A 14,171-nucleotide genomic window follows, 5' to 3' on the forward strand; every position below is an offset into this window, starting at 1 on the left:
GGGAGTCGAAAAGCGATGGCGCAATCTTGGCTTTGCGTTTGCAGCCTGCTCTATACTCTGCCGTAAAGCCTGAAATGGATGACAATAAGAATGGCGGAATATTCGGCCTTTTCGCTTCTCAAGAACGCGCTGACCGGAAACAAGGACTGGAGGCCGGCCTGGCGCAAGCCCGACCCGAAAGCGTCCTACGACGTGATCGTGATCGGCGGCGGCGGCCATGGCCTGTCGACCGCCTACTATCTCGCCAAGGAGCACGGCATCACAAATGTCGCGGTGCTGGAGAAGGGCTGGCTCGGCTCCGGCAATGTCGGCCGCAACACCACGGCGGTCCGTTCCAACTATCTCCTGCCGGCCAACACGCGTTTCTACGAACATTCGATGAAGCTGTGGGAGAACCTGGCCCATGATCTCAACTACAACGTCATGTTCTCGCAGCGCGGCTGCCTGAACCTCGCCCACACACCTGCTCAGCTCGACGACTATGCCCGGCGCGGAAACGCCATGCGCCATCTCGGCGTTGACGCCGAACTGATGACCACGGCCGAAATCGCGCGCCTGGTGCCGGCGCTCGACGTCTCGGCCACCGCGCGTTTCCCGATCGTCGGTGGCCTGATGCAGCGGCGCGCCGGCACCGCCCGCCACGACGCCGTCGCCTGGGGCTATGCGCGCGGCGCAGATCGCCGCGGCGTCGACATCATCGAAAATTGCGAGGTCACCGGCTTCCTGCGCGACGGCGACCGCATCATCGGCGTCACGACAACGCGCGGCGAAATCCGCGCAAAAAAGGTAGCGGTCGCGGTTGCCGGCAGCACCGGGCGGGTCATGCGGCTTGCCGGCATCGAGACGATGCCGATCGAGAGCCACGTGCTGCAGGCCTTCGTCACGGAATCGCTAAAACCGTTCATCGATACGGTCCTGACCTTCGGCATGGGCCATTTTTATATGTCGCAATCTGACAAGGGCGGGCTTGTCTATGGCGGCGATCTCGACGGCTACAACAGCTACGCCCAACGCGGCAGCCTGCCTATCGTCGATGAGGTGATGAGCGAGATGCTGGCGCTGTTCCCTGGGCTGGCCCGTGTCCGCATGCTGCGCTCATGGGGCGGCGTCTGCGACATGTCGATGGACGGCTCGCCAATCATCACCACCGGTCCGCTGCCGGGCATGTATCTCAACTGCGGCTGGTGCTATGGCGGCTTCAAGGCGACGCCGGCTTCCGGCTGGTGCTTTGCCTGGACCATTGCCAAGGACGAGCCGCACGGTCTCAACGCGGCCTTCACGCTCGACCGCTTTTACCGTGGCATGGTGATCGACGACAAGGGCCAGGGCGCCACGCCCCGGCTGCATTAGGCCATGATCCCGAAAAGTGGAAACCGGTTTTCGGACAAGATCATGGTCAAACGAGAAGTTTAAGAGATCCATGCTCATCACCTGCCCCTATTGCGGCCCCCGCGACGTGATCGAATTCACCTATCAGGGCGACGGCAACCGCCAGCGCCCACAGCCCGCCTCGCAGAACCTCGACGCCTGGAACGCCTATGTCTACGACCGGCTTAATCCAGCCGGCGACCACAATGAGATCTGGCAGCATTCCGGCGGCTGCCGCGCCCATCTCAGGGTCGTGCGCAATACGCTGACGCACGAGATCTCCAGCACCGCGTTCGCGCGCGGCGACCACAACTCGGTTGCGCGGCACCGGGCCGAGGACAAGCCATGAGCCCGCGCCGTACAGAGGCCGGGGGGCGCATCGACCGGCTGCGGACCATCCGTTTCACCTTCGACGGCGCGCCTTATACCGGCCATGCCGGCGACACGCTGGCTTCGGCGCTGCTGGCCAACGGCGTCACCCTGTTTGGGCGTTCGTTCAAATATCACCGCCCGCGCGGCGTGCTGACCGCCGGCGTCGAGGAACCGAACGCGCTGGTCACAGTGTTGAGGGGCGAGGTTCGCGAGCCGAACATCCCCGCCACAATGGTCGAGATTTATGACGGGCTGGCCGCAATCAGCCAGAACCGCTTCCCTTCGCTTGCCTGGGACGTCAGTGCCGTGAACCAGCTCGGCGGCAAGCTTTTGTCGGCTGGCTTCTACTACAAGACCTTCATGGGACCGGTGATCGGTCCGCTGAAGGGCACTCGCTTCTGGATGTTCTGTGAGCATTTCATCCGCCGTGCCGCCGGCCTGGGCAAGGCAGGCACGGCTCCCGATACGGCGCGCTACGAACGCATGAACGCGTTTTGCGATGTGCTGGTGGTCGGCTCCGGCCCGGCGGGGCTGATGGCCGCCAGGGCGGCTGCCGATCAGGGTGCACGCGTCATCCTGGCCGAGCTCGAGCCGCATTTCGGCGGCTCGGCCAATTGGTCGCGCGAGACGATCGATGGCATGCCGGCCGCCGACTGGGCAGCGCGCGCCGCCGGTCAGCTTGAAGGCCGTGACAATATCCGCCTTTTGCCGCGCACTACTGTCTGGGGTTATTATGACGGCAACACGCTTGCCGCGCTCGAACGTGTCACCGACCACAAGGAAAAGGCCGGCAAGGGCGAGCCGCGCCATCGCTATTGGACGATCCGCGCCAAGTCGGTGGTGCTGGCCACCGGCTCCCTGGAGCGTCCGCTGGTCTTTCCGGGCAACGATCGGCCAGGCGTGATGCTGGCGCATGCTGCCGAGCGTTTTGCCAACGAATATGGCGTGCTGCCGGGCGACAGGGTCGCGCTGTTCACCAACAATGACAGCGCCTATCGCTCCGCGCTTGCGCTGAAGAAGGCCGGCGCCGTCGTCGTCGCCATCGTCGACGTGCGCCCAGAACTTTCGAGCGAAATGCGCAAGCTGGCCGGCGAAGCGGAGGCCGAGATCCTTTCTGGCCACGCGGTGATCGCCACCGAGGGCGGCAAGGCGCTTTCCGGCTTCAAGGTGCAGCGCTTCGACGTGGTCAACGGCGCGCTTTCCGGCGATGCGCGCAGCATCCACGCCGATTGCCTGCTGATGTCGGGCGGCTGGTCGCCGACCATCCATCTGGCCAGCCAGGCCGGCGCGAGAGCGGAATGGAACGAAGCATTGCAAGCGTTCCTGCCGCCCAAGCCGACGACGCGGCAATGGATCGGCGCCGGCGCCTTCGCCGGCAGTTTCTCCACCGCCGAGGCGATCGCCGAAGGCCGCGCCGCCGGCCTTTCCGCAGCGGGCGCAACCGCCACGCCGGCGGCCTTGCCTGCCGTAGAAGCCGCACCTGGCGATCCCGATCCGGCGCCGGTGTTCGAGATCAAGGCCCAGGGAAAGAGTTTCGTCGATTTCCAGCATGACGTGACGGCGGATGACGTGCGGCTGGCGCATCGCGAAGGCTTCGTCTCGGTCGAGCATCTGAAGCGCTACACCACGCTCGGCATGGCAACCGACCAGGGCAAGAGCTCCAACATACCCGGCCTCGCCATCATCGCCGAGGCGCTCGGCAAGCCGATCCCAGAGGTCGGCACGACGCGCTTTCGCCCGCCCTTTTCGGCGGTATCGATCGGCTCGCTAGCCGCCGAACGCTTCGGCGATCTGAAGCCCGAGCGGCTGACGCCGATGCATGACTGGCACGTCGCCAACGGCGCCACCATGTATTCGGCCGGCCTGTGGTATCGGCCGATGATCTACGGCCATCCCGGCGAGACGATCGAGCAGGCCTATGTGCGCGAAGCGAGAGCCACGCGCGAGAGCGCCGGCATCGTCGATGTCTCGACACTGGGCAAGATCGCGGTGCAAGGCCCCGACGCGGCGGAATTCCTCGACCGCGTCTACACCAACGTGTTTTCGACGCTGGCCGTCGGCAAGGCGCGTTATGGGCTGATGCTGCGCGAGGACGGTCTCGCCTTTGACGACGGCACCACATGGCGGCTCGGCGAGCAGGATTTCCTGATGACCACCACCACCGCCAATGCCGGCAAGGTGATGCAGCATCTGGAATATTTCCTCGACGTGATCTGGCCGGAGCTGAAAGTCCACGTCGCCTCGGTCACCGACCAATGGGCCGGTGCCGCCATCGGTGGGCCGAAGGCAAGGCAGATACTGGCTGCTTGCGTCAGCGGCACCGCCGTCGACAATGCCGCCCTGCCCTTCATGGGCATCATCCACGGCGAAATCGCCGGCGTGCCGGTGATGATCTGCCGGCTGTCCTTCTCCGGCGAAATGGCCTTCGAGGTCTATTCCGGCGCCGGCTACGGCACCCATGTCTGGGAGGCGCTGATCGAAGCCGGCAAGCCGTTCGGGCTGGTGACCTACGGGCTGGAGGCGCTGGGCACCATGCGCATCGAGAAAGGCCACGTCACCGGTGCCGAGATCGACGGCCGTACCACGGCACGCGACCTGCATCTCGACTGGATGCTGTCGAAGAAGAAGTCGTTCATCGGCTCGGCGATGATGGATCGCGAGGGGCTGATCGCACCCGACCGCCTGGAACTCGTCGGTATTGTTTCGCTCGACAACCAGCCGCTCAATGGGGGCGCACATATCGTGGATGAGCTTGACGAAGCCAATCCGCACGGCTCGCTTGGCCACATCACCGCCTGCTGCTATTCGCCGGCGCTCGGCAAATATATCGCGCTTGCCCTGGTCAAGGGCGGCAAGGCGCGGCGCGGCTCGCGTGCCTACGTTTCCGACCCGTTGCGCAACCGGTTCGGGCCAGTAGAGATCGTCTCCAACCATTTCTTCGATCCGGACGGGAGTCGCATGCATGGTTGAACGCCAATCACCGCTTGAGCCGGTGCTGCATCCGGGCTCGCATGGCAATTTCGAGCACGGTGTCGAAATCATCCTCTCTGAAACGAGGCCGGGTTCGATCCTGCAGCTCGCCGCCTGGCCCGGAGAGGAGAAGACGTTGATGGCCGGCATCCATGCGGTCACCGGCCTGGTTTTGCCCGACGGCGCCGGTGGCGGTGTGACGAACGGCGCCAGGTCGGTGTTCGGCTTTGCGCCGGGAAAATTTACGGTTGTCGATGAAGCCGAGGGATTGGCGCCGGCCTTTGCCGATGTCGTTACTTCGGCCATCGGTACGGTGACCGACCTTTCGCACGGCCGCACCGCGATCCGTATCGCCGGGCCGAAGGCCGAGTGGGTGCTGGCGAAATTCTTCGCCATCGACTTCGCGCTGCCGGCCTTCCCGATCGGTGCCGGCCGCTCGACCATGCATCACGACATCTTCGCGCAGATCCAGCGCACGGGCGCCGATCAGTTCGACATCTATGTGTTCCGCTCGTTCGCCCGCTCGTTCTGGAAAGCGCTCTGCCATGCGAGCGAGGAAGTCGGCTACGAAGTGCAGTAGAGCCGGACGGCGCCTCACGTCACTCCGCGAACGTCACCCACTCTTCCAGCGGCGCGCGGTCGGTGCGGAAGGCATTTTCGGGCTTGGACGTATCCTCATGGCCGAGCGCCATGCCGCAGACGACGATCTCCTCGTCGGGAATGTTGAGCACCGGCCTGATCTGCCGGTGATAGGGCGCGAAGGCAGCTTGCGGACAGGTGTGCAGGCCCCTGCCGCGCGCGGCGACCATGATGTTTTGCAGGAACATGCCGTAGTCGATCCACGACCCCTTGTTCAGCCGCCGGTCGACGGTGAAGATCATGCCGACAGGCGCGTCGAAGAAGACGAAGTTGCGGTCGTGCTGCGCACGCATCCTGTCGACCTCGCGCCGGCCGATGCCGAGCACGCCGTAGAGGCCGAAGCCGTTGGCCCGCCGTCGCGTCAGATAGGGTTCGAAGAACTGGTCGGGATAGTAGCGGTACTCGTCCCACTCGGCCTTTTCGGCGCGGATGCCCGAACTGAGGATGGCATCGGTGATGCGCTGTTTGACCTCGCCCTTGGTCACATAGACTTTCCAGGGCTGCATGTTGGTGCCTGAGGGCGCGCGCGCGGCAACGGCGAGAATATCGCGGATGGTCTCGTCGTCGATCATATCGGGCAAGAAGGCGCGTACCGATCGGCGCGAGGTGATCGCGTCATCGACGATCGCCGCCGCAATCCGGGAGTTGTTTTCCAGCATGGCCGTCCCTTTGCGTATGATCCCGAATCCGATTTTCCGGAAGGATCATGCGCCGACTAGAAGTGATGGAGCATCCTTGCGCGTCTTTTTGAACGCCCGATAGCCTACCCGCCTCGACCGGACGCCCCACTCGCCGCTCGTGCGCCGAGCCTTTGCCCGAACCGTCAAAATGGCGCAAGTAAATCTTGTGAGTGCATGAAAATCCTCTTGATTTTTTCATGAACCCGCCATCAAATGAAATTTGCTGGGAATTTTTCACCGAGACAGGGATGGCTTTGCCCTCAACCGCCGCCAGATCGGAACAGGACAGCGGCGAACGGCTGCTGGCCGGCGACATCCGCGCGTTGCGCAAGGCGCGCGGCCTGACGCTTGCTGAAATCGCACTGAAGCTCGGCCGTTCCGTCGGCTGGGTCAGCCAGGTCGAGCGCGGTCTGTCGGTCCCGTCGCTCGGCGATCTCAGGGCCTTCGCCGAATTGTTCGGCGTGCCGGTCAGCCTGTTCTTCAGCCATGACGTACCTGTCGAGACCGAGCGCGGCGTGGTCGTGCGTGCCGGCAACCGGCGCACGCTTGGCACAAGCGATTCCGGCCTGGTGGAGGAGCTTCTGTCGCCCGATCTCGGCGGTAGCTTCGAGATGCTGCGTTCGGTCTTCGCCCCGGGTGCCGAGCTGCAGACCGAGTCGCGCCGGCCGACCGAGGAAGCCGGCTACGTCGCTTCCGGCAGTTTCGACATCGAAATTGCCGGCGTCTGGCACCGGCTTGGCGAAGGCGATTCCTTCCGCTTCGACGGCAAGCCGTTCCGCTGGCGCAATCCTGGAGCGGAACCGGCTGTGGTGATCTGGGTGGTTTCGCCGCCCGTCTATTGAACGAATGCATGTCGCCCAAAAGTGCGTGGCGGTTTTGGGACAACGACATGCATCAAAACAAATAGTCGGAGAAGAACATGGCCGGTTTGCCGACCACGGCACACGTGGTGATCATCGGAGGTGGTGCCGTCGGCGCCTCCTCGCTCTATCATCTCGCCAACGCGGGCTGGACCGACTGCGTGCTTCTGGAGAAGAACGAGCTGACTTCCGGCTCGACCTGGCATGCCGCCGGCAACGTGCCGACTTTCTCCTCGTCATGGTCGCTGATGAACATGCAGCGATATTCGACCGAACTCTATCGCCGGCTGGCCGACGAGGTCGGCTATCCCATGAACTACCACGTCACCGGCTCGCTCAGGCTGGCCCATAGCGCGGAGCGCATGCAGGAATTCCAGCGCGCCAAGGGCATGGGCCGCTACCAGGGCATGGATATCGACGTGGTCGGGCTCGACGAGATCAAGCGCCGTTACCCCTTCATCGAGACGCATGAGCTGAAAGGCGCGCTCTACGATCCGAATGATGGCGATATCGATCCAGCGCAATTGACCCAGGCACTGGCCAAGGGCGCGCGTGACATGGGCGCGAAGATCATCCGCTTCTGTCCGGTCACCGGCGTGCGCCGCGACAACGACGAGTGGGTGATCGAGACAACGCAAGGCGAGATCCGCTGCGAGATCGTCGTCAACGCCGCCGGCTACCGCGCCGCCGAGGTCGGCAGGATGTTCGGCCGCGAGGTGCCGATGATGGTGATGAGCCATCAATACATCCTGTTCGAGGAAATCCCCGAACTGGCGGCGTGGTCGAAGGAACAGGGCAAGAAGCTGCCGCTGCTGCGCGACGTCGATACGTCCTATTATCTGCGCCAGGAAAAGAACGGCATGAATCTCGGCCCCTATGAGCGCAATTGCCGAGCCCACTGGGTCGGCCACAACGACCCGATGCCCGACGACTTTTCCTTCCAGCTGTTTCCCGACGATCTCGACCGGCTGGAACATTACCTGGCCGATGCTGTCGCCCGCGTGCCGATCCTCGGCACCGCCGGCCTGTCCAAGGTCATCAACGGGCCGATCCCCTATGCGCCGGACGGCAACCCGCTGATCGGCCCGATGCCCGGCGTGCCCAACGCCTTCGAGGCCTGCGTCTTTACCTTCGGCATCGCCCAGGGCGGCGGCGCCGGCAAGGTGCTGGCCGAATGGGTGACCGAGGGCCAGACCGAATGGGATATGTGGTCCTGCGATCCGCGCCGTTTCACCGCCTTTGCCTCGGCCCCGGATTATTGCGTCGCCAAGGGCATGGAGATCTACGGCAACGAATATGCCATCCAGTTCCCGCGCCATGCCTGGCCGGCCGGGCGCGACCGCAAGCTGTCGCCGCTCCACGACCGCATCAAGGCACTCGGCGCCCGGTTCGACGCTTATAATGGCTGGGAACGCGCCACCTGGTATGCGAAGCCAGGCGACGACATCTCCGAAGAATCCACGCTGACTTTCCGACGCGACGGGCCGTGGCAGCATCGTGTGCGCGAGGAATGCCTCGCCGTCCGCGATGCCGCCGGCATTCTGGACCTGCCGGGGTTTTCCCGTTTCAATCTCGACGGTCCGGGTGCCGCCGAATGGCTGAGCCTCCAGGTGACAGGCCTGGTGCCGAAACCCGGCCGCATCGGCCTCGTCTATTTTGCCGACGACAAGGGCCGCATCGTCACCGAAATGTCGGTGGTCCGCCACGACGAGAACCTGATGACGCTGATCACCGCCGCGGTGGCTCAGTGGCATGATTTCGAATGGCTGAAATCGCGCATCCCGAAGGACGCCACTTTCAAGCTGGTCGACCGGACGGAGGAATACTCCACCCAGATCCTCGCCGGCCCCAACTCGCGAAAAATCCTCGCCGAACTCTGCGCGGCCGACCTCACCCTGCCTTGGCTGACGCATCAGGAAACCAGTATCGCCGGACGTTGGGCAAAGCTGGTGCGCGTGTCCTTCGCGGGCGAGCTCGGCTGGGAAATCCACAGCAAGGTCGACGATACCGCAGCCATCTTCGACGCCGTCTGGGAGGCCGGGAAGAGGCATAGACTAAAACCGTTCGGCATGTACGCACTGGATTCGCTGCGGCTCGAAAAAGGTTACCGCACCTGGAAGGGCGACCTGTCGACCGACTATTCGATCCTGCAGGGCGGGCTGGACCGCTTCGTCAGATGGGATAAGCCCGACTTCCGCGGCAAGGCGGCGCTGCAGAACGAGAAGCAGCAGGGCGTAAAGAAACGCTTCGTCACGCTGGTCGTCGAAAACCCCGGCGACTGCGATGCGCCCACCATGTCGACGCTGTGGCATGACGGCCGGATCGTCGGCGAGACGACATCCGGCGGCTGGGGTCATCGCATCGACAGATCGATCGCGCTCGGCATGCTGCGCGCCGACCTCACCGAGCCGGGAACCGCTGTCGAGGTCGAGATCTTCGGCGAACGTTTTCGGGCGGTCGTGCAGAGGGATGAGCCGTTATGGGATCCAAAGAACGAGAGGCTCAGAGCATGAAGACTGTTATCCTTACCGATGGTGGCATGGGCCAGGAGCTGGTCCGCCGCAGCAGTTCCGAGCCGACGCCGCTGTGGTCGGCCAGGGTGCTGATCGACGAACCGGATCTGGTGCGCGACCTGCATGCGGAATTCATCCGCGCCGGCGCCCGCGTCATCACCATCAACACCTATTCGGCCACGCCGGAGCGGCTGGCACGCGAAGGCGCGGAAGAGCTGTTCAAGCCGCTGCAGAAGCGCGGCATCGAACTGGCAAGGCAAGCCCGCGACCAGGCCGGCGACGCGGCGATTGCCGGCTGCCTGTCGCCGCTGTTCGGCAGCTATGCGCCGGCGCTGACGATATCCTTCCAGGATACGCTCGACATCTATCGCCGTATCGTTGCCGAGCAGGCGGACGGCGTCGATCTGTTTCTGTGCGAAACCATGGCGTCGGCCGAAGAGGCGCGCGCCGCCGTCACCGCGGCGTCGGAAAGCGGCAAGCCCGTATGGGTGTCGTGGACGCTTGCCGACCACGGCACGCCGCGCCTGCGCAGCGGCGAAGCCATTGCGGCGGCGTCGGGCGCTCTTGCCGGCCTGCCCGTCGCGGCCCGGCTGATCAATTGCTGCCGGCCCGAAGCGATCGCTGCAGCGCTGCCCGAACTGATCGCTCTCGGCGGTCCGGTTGGCGCTTATGCCAACGGCTTCACCTCGATTGAGGCGCTCAAGCATGGCGGTACGGTGGAAGTGCTGCACGCCCGCCACGACCTCGATCCGGATGCCTATGCCGGCCAGGCGGTCGATTGGGTCGAGGCCGGCGCCGGCATCGTCGGCGGCTGCTGCGAAGTCGGACCGGCCCACATCGCCGCGCTGCGCGACCGGCTCGAACAGGCCGGTTATGAAATTTCGGGAGCAGCATAATGCCCAGGCCATCATCGCGCATTTCCGGCATCGTGCCTTCGGGCAAGGATGGCTGGGAGGTTCATTCCGCTGCCTGGGCGCGCAAGCAGGCCGGCGAGGACATCATCATGCTGTCGGTCGGCGACCATGATTTCGACACGCCGAGCGAGACGATCGAAGCCTGCGTGACGGCGGTTCGCGCCAGCAATCACCACTACACCCCGCTTGCCGGCGTTCCGCGCCTGCGCAAGGCGATGGCGGCGGCCTCGACGCGGTGCACCGGGGTTGCGACAAATCCCGACCAGGTCATCGCCACCCCGGGCGGGCAGGCCGCGCTTTACGCGGCCATTCAAGCGGTTCTCGACCAGGGCGACCATGCCATCGTCGTCGCGCCCTATTACGCCACCTATCCCAACACCTTCAGTGCGGCGGGCGCCGAGTTCAGCGTCGTCGAGACCCCCGCCGAGGATGGCTTTCAGCCGCGCGCCGCCGACATTCGCGCCGCCCTTCGGCCGAACACCCGCGCCATCCTGATCAACACGCCGAACAATCCCACGGGCGCCGTCTATTCGCGCGAGCGCCTGGAAGAGCTGGCGCAGATCTGCCGCGAACATGACCTCTGGCTGCTGTCGGACGAGGTCTACTGGACGCTGGGCGGCGGCGAGCACGTCTCACCACGCTCGCTGCCCGGCATGGCGGAACGCACGCTGGTCATCAATTCGATGTCCAAGAGCCACGGCATGACCGGCTGGCGCATGGGCTGGCTGACCGGGCCGGAACCGATGGTCTCGCTGCTGACCGACCTCAATCTGGTGATGACCTACGGCCTGCCGGCCTTCATCAGCCTCGCCTGCGCCGAGGCGCTCGAAAATGGCTACGGCGTCAAGGAGATCGCCGAGCGCTACGCCGCGAGGCGCACCGTCGTCCTCGATGCCATGCGCGGTATGAACAACATCACCGTGCGCGGCTCCGAAGGCGGCATGTACGTCATGCTCGACATATCGGCGATCGAGCCGGACGACGAAAAATTCGCCTGGGCCTTCCTCGACCAGGAAAATGTCGGCGTCATGCCCGGCTCAAGCTTCGGCGAGGCCGCCGCCGGCCACATCCGCTTCAGCCTCTGCCAGCCTGAGCCGGTGCTGATGGAGGCTGCCACGCGCCTGCGCCGCTTCGCCTCCAGCTATGGTCGCGAGGCCGCATGAACGCCCCGCCCACCAAAACCATTCCGACCAAGGCCATTCCTCCCAAAGCGAGGGCGGTCATCATCGGTGGCGGCGTCTCCGGCTGCTCGGTCGCCTATCATCTGGCCAAGCTCGGCTGGACCGATATCGTGCTGCTCGAGCGCAAGCAGCTGACGTCGGGCACGACATGGCACGCCGCCGGCCTGATCGGCCAGTTGCGCGGCTCGCAGAACATGACGCGGCTGGCGAAGTACTCGGCCGACCTCTACGTCAAGCTGGAGGCCGAGACCGATGTCGGCACCGGCATGCGCCAGGTCGGCTCGATCACGGTGGCGCTGACCGAGGAGCGCAAGCACGAGATCTATCGGCAGGCATCTCTCGCCCGCGCCTTCGATGTCGATGTTCGCGAGATTTCGCCCAACGAAGTCAAGCAGATGTACCCGCATCTCAATGTTTCCGATGTGGTCGGCGCCGTGCATCTGCCGCTCGACGGTCAGTGCGACCCGGCCAATATCGCCATGGCGTTGGCCAAGGGCGCGCGCCAGCGCGGGGCGACGATCGTCGAGAACGTCAAGGTGACCAAGGTGCATACCAGGGCCGGCCGCGTCACCGGCGTTTCCTGGGCGCAGGGCGACGAGCAAGGCCTGATCGAGGCCGATATCGTCGTCAACTGCGCCGGCATGTGGGCACGCGAACTTGGCGCCCGGAACGGCGTCACCATCCCGTTGCACGCCTGCGAACATTTCTATCTCGTCACGGAACCGATCCCCGGGCTTTCCCGCTTGCCGGTGCTGCGCGTGCCGGACGAGTGCGCCTACTACAAGGAAGATGCCGGCAAGATGATGCTCGGCGCGTTCGAGCCGGTGGCCAAGCCCTGGGGCATGAACGGCATAAGCGAGGATTTCTGCTTCGACCAGTTGCCGCAGGACATGGACCATTTCGAGCCGATCCTGGAAATGGGCGTCAACCGCATGCCGATGCTGGCCACCGCCGGCATCCACACCTTCTTCAACGGCCCCGAGAGTTTTACCCCCGACGATCGCTATTATCTCGGCGAGGCGCCGGAGCTTTCCGGCTACTGGATGGCGACCGGCTACAATTCGATCGGCATCGTCTCCTCCGGTGGCGCCGGCATGGCGCTGGCGCAATGGATCAATGACGGCGAGGCGCCCTTCGACCTCTGGGAGGTCGACATCCGCCGCGCCCAGCCGTTCCAGAAGAACCGCCGCTATCTCAAGGAGCGCGTCTCCGAAACGCTCGGCCTGCTCTATGCCGATCATTTTCCGTACCGGCAGATGGCAACCTCGCGAAACGTCCGCCGTTCGCCGCTGCACGAACATCTGAAGGCGCGCGGCGCGGTGTTCGGCGAGGTCGCCGGCTGGGAGCGCGCCAACTGGTTTGCGCGGGAGGGCCAGGAGCGCGAATACCGCTATTCCTGGAAACGGCAGAACTGGTTCGACAACCAGCGCGAGGAGCATCTGGCGGTCCGAAACGGCGTCGGCCTGTTCGACATGACCTCGTTCGGCAAGATCCGCGTCGAGGGCCGCGACGCCTGCGCTTTCCTGCAAAGGCTCTGCGCCAACGACATGGACGTGGCGCCGGGCAAGATCGTCTACACCCAGATGCTCAACCAGCGCGGCGGCATAGAGAGCGACCTCACCGTCTCGCGGCTATCCGAAACAGCCTTCTTGCTCGTCGTGCCCGGCGCCACGCTGCAGCGCGACCTGGCCTGGCTGCGAAAACACCTTGCCGACGAGTTCGTCGTCATCACCGATGTGACCGCTGCCGAAGCCGTGCTTTGCCTGATGGGCCCGGATTCGAGGAAGCTGATCCAAAAGGTCAGCCCCAACGATTTCTCCAACGGGAACAATCCGTTCGGCACGTTTCAGGAGATCGAAATCGGCATGGGCCTGGCCCGCGCCCACCGCGTCACCTATGTCGGCGAGCTCGGCTGGGAGCTTTATGTCTCGACCGACCAGGCCGCCCACGTCTTCGAGGCGATAGAAGAAGCCGGCGCCGACGTCGGCCTGAAGCTATGCGGCCTGCACACACTGGATTCCTGCCGCATCGAAAAGGCGTTCAGGCATTTCGGCCACGACATCACCGACGAGCACAATGTGCTGGAGGCCGGGCTGGGTTTCGCGGTGAAGACCACCAAGGGAGACTTCCTCGGCCGCGATGCGGTGCTGAAGAAGAAAGAAACCGGCCTGTCACGCCGGCTGGTGCAGTTCCGCCTGAACGACACCGAGCCGCTGCTCTTCCACAATGAGGCGATCCTGCGCGACGGCAAGATCGTCGGTCCGATCACCTCGGGCAATTACGGCCATCATCTCGGCGGCGCGATCGGGCTTGGTTACGTGCCGTGCCAGGGCGAGAGCAAGGCGGATGTCCTGTCGTCGTCCTACGAGATCGAGATCGCCGGCGAGCGCTTTGCCGCCGAGGCCTCGCTCAAGCCGATGTACGATCCAAAATCGGAACGGGTGCGGATGTAACCCTTGTCCTTCTGCCCTTGTGGGAGAAGGTGGCCGAGCGAAGCTCGGTCGGATGAGGGGTGTCGGATGAGGGTGTTGGAAGGATCGCTACCTCAACGGAATTAGCGTTTAGCGCTCCCGTCCCAGTCTTCCCACGCCGCGTTTCTTCCAGCACCCCTCATCCGGCTCGGCGCTACGCGCCGATCCACCTTCTCCCACAAGGGGAGAAGGAAAAGTCCCCT

Annotated in this window: 10 protein-coding genes; 9 read left to right on the plus strand and 1 reads right to left on the minus strand. The window is 64.5% G+C overall.

The features are described 5' to 3' along the window. The first annotated feature begins 90 nt into the window (after nt 1-90). From NKJ15_RS14180 to NKJ15_RS14195, 4 genes are all read left to right on the plus strand, one after another. Nucleotides 91-1,350, plus strand: a complete 1,260-nt coding sequence (locus NKJ15_RS14180; protein WP_352815802.1) for a sarcosine oxidase subunit beta — start codon at nt 91-93, stop codon at nt 1,348-1,350. 70 nt (nt 1,351-1,420) lie between these two features. Further along, entirely contained in the window at nt 1,421-1,717 is a 297-nt protein-coding gene (locus NKJ15_RS14185) for a sarcosine oxidase subunit delta (RefSeq protein ID WP_023676536.1), read from the plus strand. Beyond that, the gene (locus NKJ15_RS14190; protein WP_352815804.1) at nt 1,714-4,710 is read left to right on the plus strand and encodes a sarcosine oxidase subunit alpha; all 2,997 of its coding nucleotides are present in this window, start codon (nt 1,714-1,716) and stop codon (nt 4,708-4,710) included. Before NKJ15_RS14185 ends, NKJ15_RS14190 begins: the two co-directional genes overlap by 4 nt. Next, on the plus strand, nt 4,703-5,290 hold the full coding sequence (locus NKJ15_RS14195; protein ID WP_352815805.1) for a sarcosine oxidase subunit gamma: 588 nt from the start codon (nt 4,703-4,705) through the stop codon (nt 5,288-5,290). The genes NKJ15_RS14190 and NKJ15_RS14195 overlap by 8 nt, the downstream gene beginning before the upstream one ends. Nucleotides 5,291-5,309: 19 nt before the next feature. Here NKJ15_RS14195 and NKJ15_RS14200 read toward each other — a convergent pair whose 3' ends face one another. Beyond that, entirely contained in the window at nt 5,310-6,008 is a 699-nt protein-coding gene (locus tag NKJ15_RS14200; RefSeq protein WP_352815807.1) for a nitroreductase, read from the minus strand. Between the two features lie 269 nt (nt 6,009-6,277). Between NKJ15_RS14200 and NKJ15_RS14205 the strand changes: the two genes are divergently transcribed. The 5 genes from NKJ15_RS14205 to NKJ15_RS14225 all read left to right on the plus strand — a co-directional run bounded on the left by NKJ15_RS14205 (nt 6,278) and on the right by NKJ15_RS14225 (nt 13,950). Further along, nucleotides 6,278-6,871: a helix-turn-helix domain-containing protein gene (locus tag NKJ15_RS14205; RefSeq protein WP_352500968.1), complete on the plus strand. Its 594-nt coding sequence runs from the start codon at nt 6,278-6,280 to the stop codon at nt 6,869-6,871. A gap of 77 nt (nt 6,872-6,948) precedes the next feature. Then, a complete protein-coding gene (locus NKJ15_RS14210) occupies nt 6,949-9,402 on the plus strand; it encodes a GcvT family protein (protein WP_352815809.1) in 2,454 nt (817 codons plus the stop codon). Then, nucleotides 9,399-10,298 carry a homocysteine S-methyltransferase family protein gene (locus NKJ15_RS14215; RefSeq protein WP_352500970.1) on the plus strand — a complete coding sequence of 300 codons (900 nt, stop codon included), beginning with the start codon at nt 9,399-9,401 and terminating at the stop codon, nt 10,296-10,298. Before NKJ15_RS14210 ends, NKJ15_RS14215 begins: the two co-directional genes overlap by 4 nt. Next, a complete protein-coding gene (locus tag NKJ15_RS14220; RefSeq protein WP_352500971.1) occupies nt 10,298-11,479 on the plus strand; it encodes a pyridoxal phosphate-dependent aminotransferase in 1,182 nt (393 codons plus the stop codon). The genes NKJ15_RS14215 and NKJ15_RS14220 overlap by 1 nt, the downstream gene beginning before the upstream one ends. Beyond that, nucleotides 11,476-13,950 (plus strand): GcvT family protein, encoded by a 2,475-nt coding sequence (locus NKJ15_RS14225; protein WP_352815810.1) that lies wholly within the window; start codon nt 11,476-11,478, stop codon nt 13,948-13,950. The genes NKJ15_RS14220 and NKJ15_RS14225 overlap by 4 nt, the downstream gene beginning before the upstream one ends. Nucleotides 13,951-14,171: the final 221 nt, after the last annotated feature.

This window comes from Mesorhizobium sp. M0207 (assembly GCF_040321995.1).
Taxonomy (GTDB): Bacteria; Pseudomonadota; Alphaproteobacteria; order Rhizobiales; family Rhizobiaceae; genus Mesorhizobium.